Origin of the sequence: Streptomyces sp. NPDC058773, assembly GCF_042746015.1 — a bacterium.
Lineage (GTDB): Bacteria > Actinomycetota > Actinomycetes > Streptomycetales > Streptomycetaceae > Streptomyces.
In genome coordinates this window covers 265,089-285,345 of sequence record NZ_JBHYPE010000003.1, presented here as the reverse complement: position 1 = coordinate 285,345, position 20,257 = coordinate 265,089, and the positions used below count along the sequence as shown (strand labels likewise).

Annotated in this window: 15 protein-coding genes and 1 tRNA gene; 9 read left to right on the top strand and 7 right to left on the bottom strand. The window is 70.1% G+C overall.

Going from position 1 to position 20,257, the window contains the following annotated elements:
* Positions 1 to 35: 35 nt before the first annotated feature.
* The gene (locus ACFW5B_RS04645) at positions 36 to 449 is read left to right on the top strand and encodes a hypothetical protein (protein ID WP_386433150.1); all 414 of its coding nucleotides are present in this window, start codon (positions 36 to 38) and stop codon (positions 447 to 449) included.
* 352 nt (positions 450 to 801) lie between these two features.
* Here the strand turns inward: ACFW5B_RS04645 and ACFW5B_RS04640 are convergent, their stop codons facing one another.
* A complete protein-coding gene (locus ACFW5B_RS04640; protein WP_386433147.1) occupies positions 802 to 2,190 on the bottom strand; it encodes a cystathionine beta-synthase in 1,389 nt (462 codons plus the stop codon).
* Positions 2,191 to 2,387: 197 nt separating this feature from the next.
* Here ACFW5B_RS04640 and ACFW5B_RS04635 point away from each other — a divergent pair, with 197 nt between their 5' ends.
* The 3 genes from ACFW5B_RS04635 (at position 2,388) to ACFW5B_RS04625 (ending at position 6,481) form a co-directional block, all read left to right on the top strand.
* Positions 2,388 to 3,401, top strand: coding sequence for an SGNH/GDSL hydrolase family protein (locus tag ACFW5B_RS04635; protein WP_386433144.1), 1,014 nt, complete (start codon positions 2,388 to 2,390; stop codon positions 3,399 to 3,401).
* 202 nt (positions 3,402 to 3,603) lie between these two features.
* Positions 3,604 to 4,824 carry an acetyl-CoA C-acetyltransferase gene (locus ACFW5B_RS04630; RefSeq protein WP_386433141.1) on the top strand — a complete coding sequence of 407 codons (1,221 nt, stop codon included), beginning with the start codon at positions 3,604 to 3,606 and terminating at the stop codon, positions 4,822 to 4,824.
* A gap of 691 nt (positions 4,825 to 5,515) precedes the next feature.
* Positions 5,516 to 6,481, top strand: coding sequence for a hypothetical protein (locus tag ACFW5B_RS04625; protein WP_386433138.1), 966 nt, complete (start codon positions 5,516 to 5,518; stop codon positions 6,479 to 6,481).
* 28 nt (positions 6,482 to 6,509) lie between these two features.
* On the opposite strand, the gene ACFW5B_RS04620 is transcribed toward ACFW5B_RS04625, so the two are convergent.
* Positions 6,510 to 6,869: a hypothetical protein gene (locus tag ACFW5B_RS04620; RefSeq protein WP_386433135.1), complete on the bottom strand. Its 360-nt coding sequence runs from the start codon at positions 6,867 to 6,869 to the stop codon at positions 6,510 to 6,512.
* Positions 6,870 to 6,967: 98 nt separating this feature from the next.
* On the opposite strand from ACFW5B_RS04620, the gene ACFW5B_RS04615 reads away from it, so the two are divergent.
* Positions 6,968 to 7,195 (top strand): DUF4287 domain-containing protein, encoded by a 228-nt coding sequence (locus ACFW5B_RS04615; protein WP_018093122.1) that lies wholly within the window; start codon positions 6,968 to 6,970, stop codon positions 7,193 to 7,195.
* A 140-nt stretch (positions 7,196 to 7,335) separates the two neighbouring features.
* Here the strand turns inward: ACFW5B_RS04615 and ACFW5B_RS04610 are convergent, their stop codons facing one another.
* Positions 7,336 to 8,223 (bottom strand): Bax inhibitor-1/YccA family protein, encoded by an 888-nt coding sequence (locus tag ACFW5B_RS04610; RefSeq protein ID WP_386433131.1) that lies wholly within the window; start codon positions 8,221 to 8,223, stop codon positions 7,336 to 7,338.
* A 67-nt stretch (positions 8,224 to 8,290) separates the two neighbouring features.
* Positions 8,291 to 8,476: a hypothetical protein gene (locus ACFW5B_RS04605; RefSeq protein WP_386433128.1), complete on the bottom strand. Its 186-nt coding sequence runs from the start codon at positions 8,474 to 8,476 to the stop codon at positions 8,291 to 8,293.
* Between the two features lie 463 nt (positions 8,477 to 8,939).
* On the opposite strand from ACFW5B_RS04605, the gene ACFW5B_RS04600 reads away from it, so the two are divergent.
* Together ACFW5B_RS04600 and ACFW5B_RS04595 are read left to right on the top strand one after the other, a co-directional pair.
* Positions 8,940 to 11,786, top strand: a complete 2,847-nt coding sequence (locus tag ACFW5B_RS04600; RefSeq protein WP_386433260.1) for a CDP-glycerol glycerophosphotransferase family protein — start codon at positions 8,940 to 8,942, stop codon at positions 11,784 to 11,786.
* Positions 11,786 to 12,955, top strand: coding sequence for a glycosyltransferase (locus tag ACFW5B_RS04595; RefSeq protein WP_386433125.1), 1,170 nt, complete (start codon positions 11,786 to 11,788; stop codon positions 12,953 to 12,955). Before ACFW5B_RS04600 ends, ACFW5B_RS04595 begins: the two co-directional genes overlap by 1 nt.
* Positions 12,956 to 13,043: 88 nt before the next feature.
* Here ACFW5B_RS04595 and ACFW5B_RS04590 read toward each other — a convergent pair.
* Positions 13,044 to 13,125, bottom strand: a tRNA-Leu gene (locus ACFW5B_RS04590).
* A 475-nt stretch (positions 13,126 to 13,600) separates the two neighbouring features.
* Here ACFW5B_RS04590 and ACFW5B_RS04585 point away from each other — a divergent pair.
* Together ACFW5B_RS04585 and ACFW5B_RS04580 are read left to right on the top strand one after the other, a co-directional pair.
* Positions 13,601 to 14,404: an ABC transporter ATP-binding protein gene (locus ACFW5B_RS04585; RefSeq protein WP_386433122.1), complete on the top strand. Its 804-nt coding sequence runs from the start codon at positions 13,601 to 13,603 to the stop codon at positions 14,402 to 14,404.
* Between the two features lie 49 nt (positions 14,405 to 14,453).
* Positions 14,454 to 16,988 carry an ABC transporter permease gene (locus tag ACFW5B_RS04580; protein WP_386433119.1) on the top strand — a complete coding sequence of 845 codons (2,535 nt, stop codon included), beginning with the start codon at positions 14,454 to 14,456 and terminating at the stop codon, positions 16,986 to 16,988.
* Between the two features lie 47 nt (positions 16,989 to 17,035).
* On the opposite strand, the gene ACFW5B_RS04575 is transcribed toward ACFW5B_RS04580, so the two are convergent.
* The gene (locus ACFW5B_RS04575) at positions 17,036 to 18,352 is read right to left on the bottom strand and encodes a class I SAM-dependent methyltransferase (RefSeq protein WP_386433116.1); all 1,317 of its coding nucleotides are present in this window, start codon (positions 18,350 to 18,352) and stop codon (positions 17,036 to 17,038) included.
* 199 nt (positions 18,353 to 18,551) lie between these two features.
* Positions 18,552 to 19,937 (bottom strand): NAD(P)/FAD-dependent oxidoreductase, encoded by a 1,386-nt coding sequence (locus ACFW5B_RS04570; protein ID WP_386433113.1) that lies wholly within the window; start codon positions 19,935 to 19,937, stop codon positions 18,552 to 18,554.
* Positions 19,938 to 20,257: the final 320 nt, after the last annotated feature.

The window sequence follows — 20,257 nt, the reverse complement described above, 5'->3', positions numbered from 1 at the left end:
GGCGCCGCCCGCCCGCCGTCCGTACGCTCGGCGGTATGGCGACACACGACCCCGATCTCCGCAAAGAACTCCATGCGACCCTCCAGACGCGCAAGGAACTGGGGCCGGAGTACGAGGCGGAACTGCTGGAATCCTTCCTGGAGAAGCTGGAGGAGGGCGTCGACCGGCGGGTGCGGCGGCAACTGGCCGAGCAGCAGGTCCAGGTGGCGCGCGGCGTCCTGCCGCCCCGCCGTACGGGCCAGGGCAGGGAGTTCTGGGAGCGCTTCGGGTTCGCCGCCTTCTCGTTGGTGCTGGCCATCCCGATGTCCACGGTCGCGGTGGTGCACACCGGGCTGCCGGGCCTGCTGGTGACCTGGGCCGGTCTGGTCGGCGTCAACGCCGTGCAGGGGGCGGGTGGGTGGCGTCCGCTGCGTCCGCGGACGGGCCGCCGCGACGGGGCCGCGGACTGACGCCCCGGCGGGAGCGGGCCGGCCGGAGCGGGCGAAGGAGCGTGGCGGGGACCGCCGCACCCCGGCCGGGAGGCCAGGGGCGGGACGACGGCGGTCCCCGCGGGGGACGCGGACCGGGTCAGGGCCGGCCGCACGTCCGGGCGGCGAGGGCGGAGGTCCGGGAGCCGCTCCGGAGGTCCTTGTCGCCGTGCCCCTCAATCTGCCCGACGCGCGTTAAGGGCGTGCTGCGCGCACATGACGCATACGTACACCTTGCGTCGACGCCCCGTTTCCTGACGGCCACATGACGCCGTGACGGGTACCGGAGCGGCGCGCGGCGGCCGCCACTGGGGGCGGCCGCAGGGAACCACTGCTACTTGCCGGCCTCGCGCGCCAGGTAGGCCAGCAGGTCCTGCCGGCTCACCACGCCCTTCGGCTTGCCCTCGACGAGGACGATCGCGGCGTCCGCCGTCTCCAGAACGGCCATCAGATCGGCGACCGGCTCGCCCGAGCCGACCTGCGGCAGCGGCGGGCACATGTGCTTCTCCAGCGGGTCGGTCAGCGAGGCGCGCTGGGTGAACAGCGCGTCCAGCAGCTCCCGCTCGACGACCGAGCCGACGACCTCGGCGGCCATCACGTCGGGGTGCCCGGCGCCCGGCTTGACGATCGGCATCTGCGAGACGCCGTACTCGCGCAGCACCTCGATCGCCTCGCCGACGGTCTCCTCCGGGTGCATGTGCACCAGCGAGGGCAGCGCGCCCTCCTTGTGCTGCAGCACCTCGCCGACCCGGGCGGAGGGCCCGCCCTCCTCCAGGAAGCCGTAGTCGGCCATCCACTCGTCGTTGAAGATCTTGGAGAGGTAGCCGCGGCCGCTGTCCGGCAGCAGCACCACCACCACGTCGTCCGGCCCGAGCTTCGCGGCGACCTCCAGCGCGCCCACCACGGCCATCCCGCAGGAGCCGCCGACCAGCAGGCCCTCCTCCTTGGCCAGCCGCCGGGTCATCTGGAAGGCGTCCTTGTCCGAGACCGCCACGATCTCGTCGGCGACCGTCCGGTCGTAGGCGGTCGGCCAGAAGTCCTCACCGACGCCCTCGATCAGATACGGGCGCCCGGAGCCGCCGCTGTAGACGGAGCCCTCCGGGTCGGCGCCGATGACCTTGACCCGGCCCTCGCTGGCGTCCTTCAGATAGCGGCCGGTGCCGCTGATGGTGCCGCCGGTGCCGACGCCCGCCACGAAGTGGGTGATCCGCCCGGCCGTCTGCTCCCACAGCTCGGGACCGGTCGTCTCGTAGTGGGAGCGCGGGTTGTTCGGGTTGCTGTACTGGTCGGGCTTCCAGGCACCGGGCGTCTCGCGCACCAGCCGGTCCGACACGTTGTAGTACGAGTCCGGGTGCTCGGGGTCCACCGCGGTGGGGCAGACCACCACCTCGGCGCCGTAGGCCCGCAATACATTGATCTTGTCCGTCGACACCTTGTCCGGGCAGACGAAGATGCACTTGTAGCCCTTCTGCTGGGCGACGATCGCCAGGCCCACACCGGTGTTGCCGGAGGTGGGCTCGACGATCGTGCCGCCGGGCTGCAACTCACCCGACTGCTCGGCGGCCTCGATCATCCGCACGGCGATCCGGTCCTTGACCGACCCGCCCGGGTTGAAGTACTCGACCTTCGCCAGGACGGTGGCCTGGATGCCCTTGGTCACGTTGTTGAGCCGCACCAGCGGGGTGTTGCCGACGAGCTCAATCATCGAATCGTAAAACTGCACGGTGGTCTCCGCGGTCGGGGGCACGCTCTCCTGCGCCCGTGCGGCCAGCCTATTGCCCGGGTCCGTTAGAGGAAGGGTGCGTTGCGTTCCGTGCAGGAACGGGCAACACCCTGTTGTAGGAGTTCTTGCCGATTCAAGTGCGCGTCCGGCCCGCGGGGCCGCGGCGCGCCCGCACTGCACGGGGAGGTGCCCGGCCCATGCCGATGACGATGTCCAGGGCGCGAGTGGCACGCCGGATCGCCACCGCGGCCGCGTTCGGCGGCGGCGGGGTCGGGCTGCTCGGCGTCGCCGCCGTCGGGGTGCTGCTGACCGAGGTCCGGCTGGCCCGTCGTACGGTCGGCGGCTCCAGCGACATCCCGCCGTGCGCCGACGGCCGCTACGGCGCCGCCTTCGGTCACCGCAACGACCGCCCGCCGCTGCGCCTGGGATTCCTCGGCGACTCCACCGCCGCGGGCCAGGGCGTGCACCGCGCCTCCCAGACCCCGGGCGCGCTGCTCGCCTCCGGCCTCGCCGCGCTCTCCGAGCTGCCCGTCGACTTCCGCAACGTGGCGCTGCCCGGCGCGCAGTCCGACGACCTGGAGCGCCAGGTGGAGCTGATGCTGACGGCGGGTGACGAGGTCCCGGACGTCTGCGTCATCATGATCGGCGCCAACGACGTCACCCACCGGATGCCGCCCGCGCAGTCGGTCCGCCATCTCGCCGAGGCGGTGTGCCGGCTGCGCGCGGCGGGCTGCGAGGTGGTCGTCGGCACCTGCCCGGATCTGGGCACCATCGAGCCGGTCTACCAGCCGCTGCGCTGGGTGGCCCGGCGGCTCTCCCGGCAGCTGGCCGCCGCCCAGACCATCGGCGTGATCGAGAGCGGCGGCCGAACGGTCTCGCTCGGCGATCTGCTCGGCCCCGAGTTCGAGGCGCGTCCGAGGGAACTGTTCGGGCCGGACAACTACCACCCGTCGGCCGAGGGGTACGCCACCGCCGCGATGGCCGTGCTGCCGACGCTGTGCGCCTCGCTCGGCCTGTGGCCGGAGGAGGAGCGCCCCGAGCCCGCCCGTGGCGAGGGCATCCTGCCGGTCGAGCAGGCGGCCGCCGAGGCGGCTTCCGAGGGCGGCACGGAGGTCACCGCCTCCCGCGCCCCCTGGGCGCTGCTCAAGCACCGCAGGCGCCGCCAGCTGCCGGCGCCGGAGGCCACCGGTCCGTCGTCCGTCATCCCGTGAGCGACCGGCCGCCGGCCCGGCGGTGAGCGCGGCGCGGTGGAACGGGGCGGGGCCGTACGGGAATACCCGGCGGCCCCGCCCCGTTCCCATAAGCGCCCGCTTAGAAAAGAGGCCCGCATCACAGCACGCACCCCGTGACCTCAGCTGTACGTGCAGGTAACTTCCCTCACAGTCCAGCCTTCTTCGCCTTTCTGGAGCCGTGATGCCCGAAGCCGTGATCGTCTCAGCCGCCCGCTCCCCGATCGGCCGCGCCTTCAAGGGCTCGCTCAAGGACATGCGGCCGGACGACCTGACCGCAAAGATCATCGAGGCCGCCCTGGCCAAGGTCCCCGAGCTCGACCCCAAGGACATCGACGACCTGATGCTGGGCTGTGGCCTGCCCGGCGGCGAGCAGGGCCACAACCTCGGCCGCATCGTGGCCGTCCAGATGGGGATGGACCACCTCCCGGGCTGCACCATCACCCGCTACTGCTCCTCCTCGCTCCAGACGACCCGCATGGCGCTGCACGCCATCAAGGCCGGCGAGGGCGATGTCTTCATCTCGGCCGGTGTCGAGACCGTCTCGCGCAGCGTCAAGGGCTCCTCGGACGGCCTGCCCGACACCCACAACCCGCTCTTCGCCGACGCCGAGGCCCGCACCGCGGCCCGCGCCGAGCAGGAGGGCACGGACTGGCACGACCCGCGCGAGGACGGCCTGGTCCCGGACGCGTACATCGCGATGGGCCAGACCGCGGAGAACCTCGCCCGCCTCAAGGGCGTCACCCGCCAGGACATGGACGAGTTCGGCGTCCGCTCCCAGAACCTCGCCGAACAGGCGATCAAGAACGGCTTCTGGGAGCGCGAGATCACCCCCGTCACGCTGCCCGACGGCACAGTCGTCGCCAAGGACGACGGTCCGCGCGCCGGCGTCACCCTGGAGGGCGTGCAGGGCCTCAAGCCGGTCTTCCGCCCCGACGGCCTGGTGACCGCGGGCAACTGCTGCCCGCTGAACGACGGCGCCGCGGCGCTGGTCATCATGTCCGACACCAAGGCGCGCGAACTGGGCCTGACCCCGCTGGCCCGGGTCGTCTCCACCGGCGTCTCCGGCCTCTCCCCCGAGATCATGGGCTACGGCCCGGTCGAGGCCAGCAAGCAGGCCCTCCAGCGGGCCGGCCTCTCGGTCTCCGACATCGACCTGGTCGAGATCAACGAGGCGTTCGCCGCCCAGGTGATCCCGTCCTACCGGGACTTGGGCATCGACCTGGACCGCCTGAACGTCAACGGCGGCGCGATCGCCGTCGGCCACCCCTTCGGCATGACCGGCGCCCGCCTCACCACCACCCTGATCAACTCCCTCCAGTGGCACGACAAGCAGTTCGGCCTGGAGACGATGTGCGTGGGCGGCGGCCAGGGCATGGCGATGGTGATCGAGCGGCTGAGCTGAGCCGAGCTGTAGCGAAGCCCGGCGCGGCCACAGGCACGCGCGGCCGAGCTGAGCAGTAACGGAGGGTAGGGGTTCGCGCTCCTGCCCTCCTCTGCACCACCCAGGGTGTGCGCGGGGAGAAAACGGACCAACTTCCACCCCGCGCACACCCTTTGCGCTCGCGTGAACACGGGCGGCGACACGGCGTGACCTGGACCACTCGTTAACGAGATCGCGACCCAATCTCCCCCAGGATTGTGACCAACACCCCGGGGCAGACACGTTCTTGCAGGTCAGCACGGGGGCACCGCTCCATACAGAGCCCTGACTCCCCGCCATTTCGGGGCATAGGGCACAAGGTGCGGTCGCCGACCCCCCGCAGGCTGATGTAGGAAGTCGGAGAACATTCTGTTAACGGGAGTACGCCGGTGACCGATCCACTACCCGGCGTGATCTCCAGCGAGCGCATCAACAAGGGGGCCCCCGCCGGACGGCCGGGGGAAGTCCGGGTACCGATGCGCGGCCCCAGCCAACCGGGCCGCCGAGCGAAGTGGGGAGGACGCATGAGCGAGCGCCCCGAGCGAGTCGAGAGGTGCGCGTCTCGCGCATGCGGGACCGAACAGAGAGGTTTCGGCGTGAGCGAGCCCAACGAGCGAACCATGGCAGGGGGCGCGCCTCGCACGCGCGAGGCCGAGCGAAGCGAGGTTTCGGCATGAGTGTCACCAACGTCGTCCTGCTGCTGACCACGGCGACCGCCGTGGCGCTGGGCGCCGCCGCCCTGCACACCGCCCGCGGCCTGCGCCGCCAGATCGCCGGACTGCACGCCGATCTCCTCGCCGTCCACCAGGACACCGCGGCCGGCCCCGCGCCGGCGCACCCGGCCGCCGCGGCCATCCCGACCGCCCGCACCGTCCCGGCCGCCGAGACCCCGCTCGCGGACATACGCGCCGCCGTCGCGGACGCGCTGGCCGAGGAGCGGGAGCGCGAACTCGCCGAGGCCCGGGCCTTCTGGGCCGCCCAGGAGGCCCGGGACGCCGCCGACGCCCCGTCCCTGCTCGGCGGGCTGGTCGGCCTCGGCGACGAGGGCCTGCTGGACCCCCGCGCGGACCACCGCGAGCCGTCCGACCGCCCGGAGTTCGACCGGCTCGACACCCATCCGTTCCTGCCCCGCCAGTCGGACCCGGCCGGTCTGGAACCGCTGCTGGGCCCGGACGCCCTGGAGGCGATGGACCCCCTGGAGGCCGTGGAGGCGCTGGACGCCCTGGACGCGCCGGAGTTGGAGCCGGTCGAGGAGACCGAGTCCGCCGAGCTGGCCGCCGCGCGCCGGCGCCACCCCTCGCACCCGGACTTCTCCCCGTCCCCGGTGATCAGTGATCATGAGCGCACCGTGGCGCGCCTGGAGGAGCTGGCACAGGACGCCACCCCGCTCGCCGACGTCCGCCCCGGCCCGCTGGGCACCCTCGACGTCTATGTCTTCGCCGACGGCACCACGCTCTGCCTGACCCCCGGCCAGCGGGAGACCGCGGAGCGGGTGGCCGACGCACTGCACGCGGGGCGCACCCCCGTCCTGCTGGGCGGCTCCGGCATCTCCGGGGCGTACGCGCTGACCTTCTCCTGGGGCGAGTCCCGCGACGAGAGCGTCTACATCCTCGCGGACCGCGTCATCGCCTCACTCTGACCCGAGGCGTCACACGCGCCCCGGACGCCTACCAACGTTCCGCGACCGCCCGGACGTCCCGTACGGCCCCCGCCAGTTCGTCGGCGGGGGCCACATTCGCGTCAGAATCCACCGTCTTGCCGGCCATCCGCACGGCCGCGGCCCGCAGCGCCTCGACCAGATCGTGACCCGCCACCGCCAGCTGGTCGCCGACCTCGAACATCCCGGCGTCCGGCAGTTCGTACGGGGGCTCCCCCGGCCGCTCGATCAGCTGCGCCCGGGTCGCCAACTGCCGTGCCAGGGCGAGCGCTTCGGCCGCGGCGCCCTGGTCGAGCCTGCTCTGGGGCAGCGACCGGAGGCGGTCGGCGAGGGCGTCCACGGCGGTCTGCAAGGGGGTCACGTCAAGCACGCCGTGAGCCTATGCGCCACTCCCGGGTGGTTGCCAACGCCCGAACGCTCAGGCACGGTGGGCTGAAGAACCAGCATCGACCGCGTCCGGAGGCGCCGATGTCTCAGCTCTTCTCCGAAGAGACCCACCGGAACATGCTCTCTCGTATCCCGCAGTGCACCGGCCGGGAAATCTCCGACTGGCTGCGCGCCGTTGACGAAGGCCCCGCTCTCTTCCGTTTCGATGAAAAGGTCAGCTGGCTCCGCGGCGAGCACAACCTCGCCTACGGCCACGCCAAGGCAATCGTCCACGAATATGACCTCAGGCGCGCCGCGCGCAAGTTCTGATCCCCGGTGCCGGGCTCCGTACCGGTGCGGCTCAGGACGCTCACCCACCCGACACACTCACGCCGAAGGGCCCGCGGGCAGTTCGCCCGCGGGCCCTTCGGCGGTTGCGCCCGGCGCAGGGTGCGCCGGGCGGCCGGGCGTCAGTCGCCCCGGAGGATCGAGATCAGCCGCAGCATCTCCATGTAGATCCACACCAGGGTCAGCGTCAGGCCGAACGCCGCCAGCCAGGACTCCTCACGCGGAGCGCCGTAGGCGATGCCGTCCTCGACCTGCTTGAAGTCCAGCGCCAGGAAGAGCGCGCCGAGGACCACGCCGACGATGCCGAAGACGATGCCCAGGCCGCCGCTGCGGAAGCCGAGGCCCTCACTGCCGGCGAACGCCATGAACAGCACATTGACCAGCGACAGCAGGACGAAGCCCAGCGCCGCGATCATCACGAAGCGGGTGAAGCGGGCGGTGACCCGCACGATCCGCGTCTTGTAGGCGACCAGCATGGCGACGAACACCGCCATCGTGCCCAGCACCGCCTGCATCGGGGCGCCGTTCATGTTCGGCAGGCCGTTGAGGTAGCCGCTCAGCGCGCCGAGGAAGAGGCCCTCCAGCGCCGCGTACCCGAGGATCAGCGCGGGCGACGGCTTGCGCTTGAAGGACTGGACGAGCGCCAGCACCATCGCGACCAGACCGGCGCCGACGGCGAAGCCGAGGCTCTCGGTCAGGAACAGCCAGCCGACGGTGGCGCCGGCGATGACCGTGCCGAGCGTCATGCCCGTACGGGCCACGACGTCGTCCATCGTCATCGGGCGGGTCTGCGGCGCGTACTGCGGCGGTGCCTGGGTGACGGACTGCTGGCCCTGGGCGTACGGGTTGGTCGCGTCCGCGGCGTAGGGGTTACCGCCCTGCGCGTAGGGGTTCGCTCCGGCGTACGGGTTCGCGGCGGGGCCCCCGGCCTGCGGCGGTGCGTTGAAGCCCGCGTAGCCGGTGTCGCGGCTGAACCCCCGTCGCGAGAAGACCGGGTTGCTGCTCCTCATCTCACTCCTCCATGGCCGCCCTGCGCGGCCTTGACGGCAAGCGTAATGGCTTGGCAAAGGCGCGTCGCTAGTTCTTGAGCAGGATCTTTCCCTGAACCCGGGACGGCACATCCGCCATGAGGAGGACGTACGGGCGGCCGGAGACGTGCCCGGGGAGGATGCGGACCTCGTCGCGCCTCCGGCCCGCCGTCCCGATGTCGTGCCGCCCCTCGGCCACCCGCCCCCGCATTCCGGGTATTCGGTCTCCCGTCACGACCGTGTCACCTTCTTGTCGCCTTCTTGCCGTCCTCTTGCCGTCGTCCGTTGTCGTGGTTCTTGTCGCTGTTGGCGTTGCCGTTGTTGCCATCGTTCTTGCTCCCGTCCGCGGCCGGCGGGTGTGTCCTCCCGCCGCGAACTGGGATTTTCCTTCTGTTCCGTCCGATGCTCCTTCCCTGCACCGCCCGGACGGAATCCGATAAATGTCTGATCGCAACGGACGTCACCGGACACAGCAGGCAACCGATTCACCGGAGGGGCCGTCTTCCCTGCCGACCGGAACCCGCCCCGGTGGGTGCATCGCCGGGCTGACGCATGGTCAAGATCCGCACCGGAGTGCCCCTTGACAATGCCTCCGCAGCTCACTGTCCGTGATGCTATGGGCGCGATCGGTTGCAATCCGAGGGTACAGATAGGGCTATTCTGGCGGGAAACAGCAGCGAAAGAGGGTTGAGGTGCCTGTGCCTGACGTCTCAGTAGTCGTCATCGTCTACAACGACGCCAACCGGTTGCCGACCGCGGTCCAGTCCGTGCTGGACCAAACGCTCCGGGACGTCGAGGTGGTGATCGTCGACGATTGCAGCACCGACCGTTCTTTCGAAGTGGCGCAGCGGCTCGCGGCCGACCACCCGGGCCGGGTCAGAGCCTTCCAGCTGCCGGAGAACAGCGGCGCGGGAGGCGAACCGCGCAATGCCGGTATCCAGCACACCGAGGGCCGCTATGTCATGTTCCTGGACAGCGATGACGTCCTGGAGATCAATGCGTGCCGCAATATGCTGGAGGCCGCCGAGGAAACCGGGTCGGACATTGTTTCCGGTCTGTGCGTCCGGCTGCACAAGGACACCCGCAACCAGAAGCGCGACGAGTGGTACGCCTGGCTGTATTCCACGACCCGCACGCTGGAGTCCGTCACGGAATTGCCGGACCTGTTCGTCTGGGACACCCTGTCCACCAACAAGTGCTATCGCCGCGATTTCCTCATCGAGAACAATCTCCGATTCCCCAAGGGGATGTTCTACGAGGATCTGATGTTTATCGCCGACGCGTATCTCGCGGCGCGCCGCATCACCCTGATTCCCAATCAGGTCTATTTCTGGCACGTATACGAACGGGCCGCCGTGAAGTCGGTGACGAACCGGCGCCACGAAATGACCAACTACACGCACCGGCTGGAGATCCACCGGCGTATCGACGCATTGCTGGCGGAACGCGGCCTGGACGAGCTGAAGCTCGCCAAGGACGTGAAATTCCTCAAGCACGATCTGGTGCTGCATCTGCGGGACCTGCCGTTCCGCGACGATTCCTATCGCCAGGAATTCTCCGAGCTCTCCCGGGAATACCTCGCGAGCATTGCCCCCGAGGCGTATGAGCGGGTCCAGCCGATACAGGCCATCTGCGCCTACCTGCTCCAGCAGGGTGACTGGGACCACCTGATCCCCGCGGTCGACACCCTCATCAACCGCGACAAGGTCTCCGCGCCGCTCACCGAGCACGACGGGCGCATCTACTGGTGCGACGGCCATTTCGATGACGCGTTCGGGCGCGAGATCCTGGACGTGACCGACATCGGCTACCACGAGAAGCCGGTCAACCAGCTGTTCCTGCGCAACCAGCTCACCCGCTTCGGCGGGTCCGGCCGGGCGGTCGCGCTGGAGGGCCGGATCACCAACCCGCTCGGCGTCATCCCGCCCGGTGCCCGGCTCAAGGGCGAGCTGGAGTTCAGCGCCCGGCGGCGCAGTCTGCAGTCCTTCCACTTCCCGGTACGCGAGCTGCGCCACGACGGCGACAGCATCCACTGGACGGCCACCGCGGACCTCACCGCCAAGCTGCGCCCGCTCGGCATCGTCGACTCCATCTGGGACGTCCGGCTGCGCCTGGACGTCGACGGGGTGCGCACCACGACCCGGCTCACCGTCGCCGACACCCCGCTGTCCGACCCGCTGCCGGTGCGGCCGCGGCTGACGCGGATGGTCGCCGACCACCTCCAGCCGCATGTCTCGGCGAAGGGACATCTGGCGTTCCGCCTGGTCAGCGAGGGCCGCAACGCCGAGCGCGTCCAGGAGCTGATCCACCGCGGGGTGCACGGCACGCCGGGGACGCTGGCCAAGACCGGCTACCGCAAGGCGAAGGCGCTGCGCAAGAAGGTCACCTCCGGCGACAACAAACTCCGCGCCTACCACGAGGTGTTCTGCCGGCTGCCCCTCAAGAAGCGCACGGTGGTCTTCGAGAGCCATCTGGGCAAGCAGTACAGCGACAGCCCGCGCGCCATCTACGAGGAGATGAAGCGGCAGGGCCTGGAGTTCGAGGCGATCTGGTCGTACACCGGCTCCCCGAAGGACTTCCCGAAGGGCGTCACCCTCGTACGGCGCTGGTCCCTGGCGTACCTCAAGGCGCTGGCGCAGGCCGAGTTCTGGGTGGACAACCAGAGCTACCCGCTCAAGCTCACCAAGCGCCCGGAGACCACCTACCTCCAGACCTGGCACGGCTCGGCGCTCAAGAACATGGGCTTCGACCAGCCGGCGCTGAAGGCGCAGACCCGGCAGCAGCAGGCGGAGCAGCAGCGCTCGCTGGACCGCTTCGACCGCTTCCTGATCCGCTCCGAGCACGATGTGCACACCCTGGCAAAGGCTTTCCGGCTCCAGGAGAAGACGCTGCTGCGGGTGGGTTACCCGCGCAATGACGCGCTGGTGCACGCCCGGCAGCGGGAAGCCGACCGGGGCGTGCGTGAACGCGGGCCGCTGGCCGCGGAGTTGGGCATTCCGGAGGACCGTACGGTGTTGCTTTACGCGCCGACGTTCCGCAAGGCGGGGGGCCGGCACGGGCGCTTCGAATTGCCCTTCGACGTGGAGCGTTTCGCCGATCAGTTCGGCGACCGCTATGTCCTCCTGGTGCGTTCGCACTACCTCAATCACGTGGTGCTGCCACCGACCGTGCAGGGCCGGGTCATCGACGTATCGGCGCGCCATGATGTGACGCCCCTGCTGGAGCTGGCCGACGGGCTGATCACCGACTATTCGTCGGTGATGTTCGACTATGCGCTGCTCGACCGTCCGCTGGTGTTCTTCACCTATGACTACGACGCGTATGTGCACGAGGGCCGCGGCACCTACTTCGATCTGCTGGAGCACGCACCGGGTCCGGTGGTCCGTACCGAGGACGATTTCCACGAGGCGATCAAGTCGTTCGAGTCGCAGACGCTGGAATACGCGCAGCGCCGCAGGGAATTCGTCGCCAAGTTCGGCGAATACGACCGGGGCGACGCCGCCCGGAGCATCGTCGACCAGTTTTTCGCGCAGTGGAGCCGTTGATGACCAAGTCGAACGAAGCCCGGCCGCGGGACATCTTCTTCGTGTCCAACAGCGTCAACGAGCTGGGCGGCATCACCAGTTGGTCGCACCAGATGGCCCGGCTGTTCAGCGAGCGGGGCCACCGGGTGCACCTCGTCGGTGTGGTGCCGGCCCCCGAGGGACGGGTCCAGGAGCTCGCCCCCGACCTGCCGTTCCGGACCACCACGCTCTACGACGGGCACCCGCCGGCGGTGACCCCCGTCCGTGGCCTCAGGGACAGGCTCAACCTCGTCGAGCAGCGCCGCCGGTCGGCCCGGGAAGCCGGGATGCGCGAGCAGGCGGCCAAGCTCAGCGCGCTGTTCCGGGCGGCCGAGCCGGGCGGGGTGGTGATCGTCACACAGGTCTGGGCCATGGAATGGGTCGCGCTGGCCGATACCGCGGATCTGACGGTGATCGGAATGAGCCATGAGTCCTTCGACACCTGCCGCAAGTCCTCCCGCTTCGCCCGGGTCAAGCGGTTTTACCAGGACGTCGACCGGATGCTGACGCTCACCCGGGAGGACGCGGACCGCTGGATCCGGCAGCGGATGGACAACGTCGGCTTCATGCCCAACCCGCTGCCCTTCTTCCCCGAGGTGCCCTCGGACCGCTCCGGAAAATGCGTCGTCAGCATCGGCCGGCTGCACGAAGAGAAGGGCGTGGACCTGCTGTTGGAGGCCTGGGCCAGAGTCGCCCCCAAACACCCCGGCTGGACGCTGCGGGTCTACGGTTCCGGCGAGGAGGACGAGGCGCTGCGCAAGCAGGCCGCGGAGCTGGGGATCGCCGCCTCGGTGGCATGGATGGGCCGGACCGGGGATGTGCCCGGGGCGCTGCGGGAGAGCGCGGTGTTCGCGCTCAGTTCGCGGGGCGAGGGCTTCCCGCTGGCGCCCATGGAGGCGATGGCGACGGCCGTGCCGTGTGTGGCGTTCGATGTGGCGCCGGGCGTCCACGAGATCATCACGGACGGCGAGGACGGATTCCTCGCCCCGCCGGGCAATGTCACCGAATTCGCCCGGCATCTCGACGCGCTGATGTCCGACAAGGAGCTGCGGGACACGATGGGCGAAACGGCCCGGGAGAACATCCAGCGGTTCTCCACGGAGGAGATTGTCGGCCGCTGGGAGAGCTTGTTCGCGCTCGTGGAGCGCTGAGCGACAACACACTATGGGAGAAGGGTCGTCGGCTTTCTCCGGCGGCCCTTCTCGTTGAAAATTCAGTTAAGCTCCGCAGCGTGCGGAGTGCCCGGAGCCGGACTTGAACCGGCACGGCCCGTAGGCCAGCGAGGTTTAAGCTCGCCGTGTCTGCATTCCACCATCCGGGCCTGGGCTCCCCCATGCCACCTCAAAGAGGGCAGCACGAGCGTAGCCCGCAGGGCACCACGCAGATCGGCCGCTCTTCCCGAGGTTGTCTTATTTTATTGGCAACTGAGTGAGCATCAGCGGCCGGTACAGGCCTTCGGCACATGCCTGAAGGCCACCTTCGCCGGGAAGCCCCCCGAGGCATTTTCATGCCCGGATTGACGGAAACTCGACGCCTCGTCAGCCGGCCCGCCGGCCCCGCCGGACTACCCCTCCGGCCGCCGCCCGCACGGCAACAGCATCTGGAGTCCTCTCCTCCGCAGGGATGACGGCCGGACCCCTGATACGCCCCAGGGGTGGTCGAAAGCGAGCACAGGGGTTGACGCTCCGGCCCCGCCTCCTGACCCACGATGGAAGTCGTCCGCCTCCCGTCCGCAACCCGGCGCCCCGAGGCTCGCGGCGGATCCGATGGCCCCTCGTACGACAGGAGCACCTCCCGTGACCACCCACCACTCCGGCGTCGCCAGCGCCACCCGCGCCACCACGGCGGCCGCCCGCGCCACGGACCTCACCAAGGTCTACGGACAGGGCGAGACCCAGGTGGTCGCCCTGGACGCGGTCTCCGTCGACTTCCGGCAGGCCGAGTTCACCGCGATCATGGGCCCCTCGGGGTCCGGCAAGTCGACGCTGATGCACTGCATGGCCGGGCTGGACGCGATATCCGGCGGCTCCGCACGGATCGGCGACACCGAGCTGACCGGGCTCAAGGACAAGAAGCTCACCCAACTCCGGCGCGACAAGATCGGGTTCATCTTCCAGGCGTTCAACCTGCTGCCGACCCTGACCGCGCTGGAGAACATCACGCTGCCCATGGACATCGCGGGCCGCAAGCCGGACCGCGCCTGGCTGGACCGCGTGGTGGCCACCGTCGGCCTGGCCGACCGCCTCAAGCACCGCCCCAGCCAGCTCTCCGGCGGCCAGCAGCAGCGGGTCGCGGTCGCCCGCGCGCTCGCCTCCCGGCCCGAGATCATCTTCGCCGACGAGCCCACCGGAAACCTCGACTCACGATCCGGCGCCGAGGTCCTCGGCTTTCTGCGCAACTCCGTGCGCGAACTGGGCCAGACCGTGGTGATGGTGACCCACGACCCGGTCGCCGCCTCCTACGCGGACCGGGTGGTCTTCCTCGCCGACGGCCGGATCGTCGACGACATGCCCGGCCCGACCGCCGACTCGGTGCTGGAGCGCATGCGCCGGCTGTCCGGGCACGCCCAGCACGCCGGCCCCCAGAGCCGTACGAACTGACCAGCGGCAGCCGCCACCCGTACTTCGGATCTCTCCTCCAGGACCCCTCATGTTCCGTACCGCCTTGCGCAATGTGCTCGCGCACAAGGCCCGGCTGCTGATGACCGTCCTCGCCGTGATGCTCGGCGTGGCCTTCGTCTCCGGCATCCTGGTCTTCGCCTCGACCATCTCCCAAGCCTCCCAGGCCGCAATGCAGCAGAACCTCCGCAACGTCGACGTGGCCATCCAGCCGCGGTCCGGCAGCAGCTCCGCGGCGGCCCCCGTGATCGACCAGAAGCTCCTCGACAAGGCTGCCCGGGTGCCCGGCGCGGCCTCCGCCACCGGCATCGTCTCCGGCTTCACCGCCATCCCCGACCGGAAGGGCGAGCTGATCGGCGACGCCTCCACCAGCAGGGGCGGCAACTACTTCCCCGGCGCCGACGGCACGGACGCCCGCTACCCGATGCGCAACGGCGTGCCCCCGCACGGCCCCCACGAGTTCGCACTGGACGCCCACACCGCGGACAAGGCCGGCTACAAAGTCGGCGACACCGTACGGGTAGCCGGCAACGGACCGGTCCACGAGCAGAAGCTGACCGGCATCTTCACCACCGACGACAGCCAGGTCACGGCCGGTGGCAGCCTCGCCCTGTTCGACACCCCGACCGCCCAGAAACTGCTGGGTGCCCCCGGCGGTTTCAACGAGATCCAGATCAAGGCCGCCGCGGGCACCTCCCAGACGGCCCTGAAGTCCGCGGTCGAGACCGTGCTCCCCAAGGGCCACGCCGAGGCCAGCACCGGCAAGCAACGCGCCGACGCCCTGGCCGAGATGATCAGCGAGGACTCTGCCCAGTTGCGGACGGGCCTCCTGGTCTTTGCCGGAATCGCGCTCTTCGTCGGCATCTTCCTCATCGTCAACACCTTCACCATGCTGGTCGCCCAGCGCACCCAGGAGCTGGCGCTGCTGCGCGCAGTCGGCGCCAGCCGCCGCCAGGTCACCCGCTCGGTGCTGATCGAGGCGTTCGCCGTCGGCGTGGTCGCCTCCGTCATCGGCCTGGTCACCGGAATCGGCGTCGGCGCCGGAATGCGCGCCCTGGCCGGCAGCCTGAGTGGCGGTATTCCCGATGGTCCCCTGGTGGTCCCGCTCTCGGCCGTGGTGAGCGCCCCGCTCGTCGGCACCCTCATCACCGTCCTGTCCGCCTGGCTGCCGGGCCGGCGCGCCGCGAAGATCCCGCCGGTCGCCGCAATGAGCAGTGTGCACGCCGTCCCCACCCTCAAGTCGCTGGTGGTGCGCAACACCATCGGTGCGCTCGTCACGGGCGCCGGTACGGCCGGAGTGCTCGCCGCTCTCCGGATATCCGACGACAAGGCGAGCATGCTGGTGATGGCTCTCAGTGCGGCGGTGGTGATGGTCGGCATGTTCATCCTGACGCCGCTGCTGTCCCGCCCGCTGATCGCACTGGCCGCGCCGGTCCTTAAGACCTTCGGGGTCGCCGGCACCCTCGCCCGGCTGAACGCGGTCCGCAATCCGCGCCGGACGGCCGCCACCGCCTCCGCGCTGATGGTGGGACTCACCCTGATCACCGGTCTGACGGTGATCGCGACCACTGCGCAGACCAATATCGAAAAGAGGGCCGTCGCCTCGCTCAAGGCCGACTACGTGGTCTCCATGGCCAGCCAAGATGGCGCGCCGCTCTCCCCCGATGTGGCGAAGAAGCTCGGCGCCCTGGACGAGATCACCGCCGTCAGCCCACTGCGCCAGTCCGGCACCAGCGGCGCCGACTCGCCGACCCTGACCGCCGTCGATGGCAAGGATTTCGGCAAGCTCACCCAACTCGACTTCACGCAGGGCTCCTTGGGCGAGATCCGGGGCGACCGGGTGATCGTGGACGAGGCCACCGCCGCGAGGGGCGGCCTGCACCCCGGCTCCCGCATCCCGGTGACCTTCGAGGACGGCACGAAGAGCACGTTCACCGTCTCGGGTGTCTACGAGGGCAACGACCTGTTCAGGGGCGTCATCGTGGACAACGCCACCGTGGCCCCGCACCAGAAGCAGACGGCCGATCAGGGGGTGCTGGTGAAGACCAAGGACGGCGCCACCGACGCCGCCAAGGACGCGCTGACCACGGCGCTCGGCAAGAACCCGGCGATCTCCGTCGCCGACAAACAGCAGGTCTCCGCAGAGATCGCCAGCCAACTGACCCTGATGTTGAACCTGCTGTATGCGATGCTCGCCATGGCAGTGATCGTCGCGGTGCTCGGTGTCATCAACACCCTGGCGATGTCGGTCTTCGAACGCTCCCAAGAGATCGGCATGCTGCGCGCCATCGGACTGGACCGACCCGGTATCAGGCAGATGGTGCGGCTGGAGTCTCTGGTGATCTCGCTCTTCGGCGGGGTGCTCGCCATCGGGCTGGGCGTCTTCTTCGGCTGGGCGGGCGGTGAGGTGCTCGGCAAGTCGATCAGGGGATTCGAGCTGGTGGTGCCCTGGGGGCGGATCGTCCTCTTCCTCGCGGTGGCAGCGCTGATCGGTGTCCTGGCGGCCCTGTGGCCGGCCCGCCGGGCGGCCCGGCTGAACATCCTGGAGGCCATCAAGGCGGAGTAGCACCCGGTGGGTGCGCCGGGCCCGGACGGGTCCGGCGCACCGCCGTGTCAGCCGCGCCAGTCCCGCGCCCGCAGCGGCATCCCGGAGGCCCCGGTGTCCGGGGTCCGGACCGCCAGCACCTGGTTGACTCCTATCCGGTTGCGCTCGAAGGACAGCGCCGACGCGGCCATGTAGAGCCGCCACACCCGGGCCCGGCCCGGGGAGGTGAGCCGCGCCGCCTCGCTCCAGTGCCGTTCCAGATTGGCCACCCAGGCCCGCAGCGTCAGCGCGTAGTGCTCCCGGAGCGCCTCCACGTCCCGCACCTCGAACCCGGCCTCCTCCAGCTGGCCGACGGTCCGGCCGACCGGCGCCAGCTCACCGTCCGGGAAGACATACCGGTCGATGAACTCGTCGACGTGGTACGCCTCCTCGTCCGCGACCGGCCGCCGGCCGATCTGGTGGTTGAGCAGCCGCCCGCCGGGCTTCAGGAGGGCGTGCAGGGCGGCGGCGTACTCCGCGTACTGGGTGCGGCCGACGTGCTCGGCCATCCCGATCGAGGAGACCGCGTCGAACGGCTCGTCGTGGATCTCGCGGTAGTCCTGCACCCGGATCTCGATCCGGTCGGCGAGCCCGGCCTCCGCGATCCGCTTGCGGGCGTGGGTGGCCTGCTCCTCGGAGAGGGTGATGCCGACCGCCCGGACGCCGTACTCGCGGGCCGCGTGCAGCACCATCGAGCCCCAGCCGCAGCCCACGTCCAGCAGCCGCTGCCCCTTGCGGAGGCCGAGCTTGCGGCAGATCAGGTCGAGCTTGTCGCGCTGGGCGTCCTCCAGGCCGGCCGCCCCGTCCTCGCCGGTCCCCCAGTAGGCGCAGGAGTAGACCATGGACGGGCCGAGCACCAGAGCGTAGAAGTCGTTGCCGACGTCGTAGTGGTGGCTGATGGCTTCCTTGTCGCGGCGCAGGGTGTGCAGCGGTCCGCGGCGGCGGCGCAGCTCTTCGGCGGGCGGCGCGGGCGGGACCGGGGCGCCGGCCAGGGTGAGCAGTTCCCTCGCGGCGGCGCGGATCTCCGGGCGGGCCAGGGCGCGGAGTACGGCGGCGCGCGGCGGCCGGGGGGTGTCGTCGCGCTCCCAGATCAGTCCGGCGAGCCGGTCGAGCGCCTCGTAGAGATCGCCCTCGATGTCGAGGTCGCCGGCCACCCAGGCGCGGGCCAGGCCCAGTTCGCCCGGCCTGAACAGCAGCCGGCGCAGTGCCCGGCGGTGGCGGATGACGAGGGTGGGTGCCCCCGGCGGGCCCGACTCGCTGCGGTCCCAGGCGCGGATGCGTACCGGGAGCGGGGCTCCCAGCAGCTCCTCGGCGAGCTTGGTGAGCCGTCCAGCGGCATCGGCCATGTCGCACACCTCCGTGTTGACGAGTCGGGCAAAGAAGATTCACCCACCACGTAAACGCCAATGGGGCGCCCCGTTAGTCCCGTTCACACGCAAGAGAACCGCACACCGCCCGTTTTGCGCCAGAGCGGACACGCCAAAGGGCGCCCGCCCCACGGATGGCGGACGCCCTTCGGGCTGGTCGGAGTAGCCGACCGGGGTTTCAGGAAGCCTTGGCCTTCGGCTTGTCACCGGCGGCCGCGGCCGGCGCGGGCGCCGGCTTGGCGGCCTCGTAGAACTCCTCGCGGGGGTTCTCCATGGCGCCGAGCGAGACGACCTCGCGCTTGAGGAAGGTGGCCAGCGTCCAGTCCGCGAAGACGCGGATCTTGCGGTTGAACGTCGGCATCGCCATGCCGTGGTACGCGCGGTGCATGTACCAGGCGAGACGGCCCTTGAGCTTGATCTTCACCTTGCCCATGACGATCATCGCGACGCCCTTGTGCAGGCCCAGACCGGCGACCGCACCCTTGTTGGCGTGGCTGTACTCCTTCTGCGGGAAACCCCGCATACCGGAGAGCACGTTGTCGCCGAGGACCTTGGCCTGCCGCAGCGCGTGCTGCGCGTTCGGCGGGCACCAGGCGTTCTCGTTGCCGTTCTTGCGGCCGACCAGGTCCGGGACCTGGGCGTTGTCGCCCGCGGCCCAGATGTAGTCGGTGCCCTGCACCTGGAGGGTGGCGGCGGTGTCGACGTGGCCGCGCGGGCCGAGCGGCAGACCGAAGCGGGACAGCGCCGGGTTCGGCTTGACGCCCGCGGTCCACACGATGGTGTTGGAGTCGACCTCGAGGCCGTTGTTGAGCTTCACGTGGCCGTCGACGCAGGAGTCCATGCCGGTCTTGAGGTAGACCTCGACGCCGCGGCTCTCCAGGTGCTCCTTGCCGTACGCACCGAGCTTCGGGCCGACCTCGGGGAGGATCTTGTCGGCGACGTCGACCAGCAGGAAGCGCATGTCCTCGCGCTTCACGTTGTTGTAGTACTTCGCGGCGTCGCGGGCCATGTCCTCGACCTCGCCGATGGTCTCCGCACCCGCGAAGCCACCGCCGACGAAGACGAAGGTGAGCGCCTTGCGGCGGACGTCCTCGTCGGTCGTGGAGTCGGCCTTGTCCAGCTGCTCCAGCACGTGGTTGCGCAGGCCGATCGCCTCTTCCACGCCCTTCATGCCGATGCCGTTCTCGGCCAGGCCGGGGATCGGGAAGGTACGGGAGACCGCGCCCATCGCGATGACCAGGTAGTCGAAGGGCAGCTCGTACGCCTCGCCGACCAGCGGCGCGATCGTGGCGACCTTGCGGTCCTGGTCGATGGTGGTGACCCGGCCGGTGAGGACCTCCGCCTTGGGCAGCACACGCCGCAGCGGCACCACGACATGGCGGGGGGAGATGCTGCCGGCTGCAGCTTCGGGGAGGAAGGGCTGGTACGTCATGTACGAGCGCGGGTCGACGACCGTGACGGTCGCCTCGCCGTACCGCATCTGCTTGAGGATGCGGCGTGCCGCGTACAGGCCTACGTACCCACCGCCTACAACGAGGATCCTGGGACGCTCCGTGGTGCTCATGCAATCGAGTATCCACCCCCACATGGGGGGTCGCTCGTGAGCCCCTTCACAAGCACCGGAGGGGCATCTGCTACACTCCGCCGGCTTCGTGACCGACGCCATAGTCCAAAGCGGAACCACCTTATGCCGCGAGGCGTTGGAGACCCGCGTTGATCAGGCGTTGTTCCCGCGTCACGGCCGGTCGGACCACTGCACCGCCGCCTCGGCGGGCGCGCCGAAGCACTCCGCGGAACCGCGCATTCACCGGGTCGAGAAGGCCTAGGACCTTCGAATGAGGGCCGAGGGCTGAGATTGTTCGCCCAACGACAGGCTTTTTCATG

Excerpts from the sequence above, each read along its gene's own strand:
- ACFW5B_RS04595 (WP_386433125.1), top strand. The coding sequence starts at position 11,786 with ATGACCAAGTCGAACGAAGCCCGGCCGCGGGACATCTTCTTCGTGTCC.
- ACFW5B_RS04610 (WP_386433131.1), bottom strand. The coding sequence starts at position 8,223 with ATGAGGAGCAGCAACCCGGTCTTCTCGCGACGGGGGTTCAGCCGCGAC.
- ACFW5B_RS04570 (WP_386433113.1), bottom strand. The coding sequence starts at position 19,937 with ATGAGCACCACGGAGCGTCCCAGGATCCTCGTTGTAGGCGGTGGGTAC.
- ACFW5B_RS04625 (WP_386433138.1), top strand. The coding sequence starts at position 5,516 with ATGAGTGTCACCAACGTCGTCCTGCTGCTGACCACGGCGACCGCCGTG.
- ACFW5B_RS04615 (WP_018093122.1), top strand. The coding sequence starts at position 6,968 with ATGTCTCAGCTCTTCTCCGAAGAGACCCACCGGAACATGCTCTCTCGT.
- ACFW5B_RS04580 (WP_386433119.1), top strand. The coding sequence starts at position 14,454 with ATGTTCCGTACCGCCTTGCGCAATGTGCTCGCGCACAAGGCCCGGCTG.
- ACFW5B_RS04635 (WP_386433144.1), top strand. The coding sequence starts at position 2,388 with ATGCCGATGACGATGTCCAGGGCGCGAGTGGCACGCCGGATCGCCACC.
- ACFW5B_RS04645 (WP_386433150.1), top strand. The coding sequence starts at position 36 with ATGGCGACACACGACCCCGATCTCCGCAAAGAACTCCATGCGACCCTC.
- ACFW5B_RS04630 (WP_386433141.1), top strand. The coding sequence starts at position 3,604 with ATGCCCGAAGCCGTGATCGTCTCAGCCGCCCGCTCCCCGATCGGCCGC.
- ACFW5B_RS04575 (WP_386433116.1), bottom strand. The coding sequence starts at position 18,352 with ATGGCCGATGCCGCTGGACGGCTCACCAAGCTCGCCGAGGAGCTGCTG.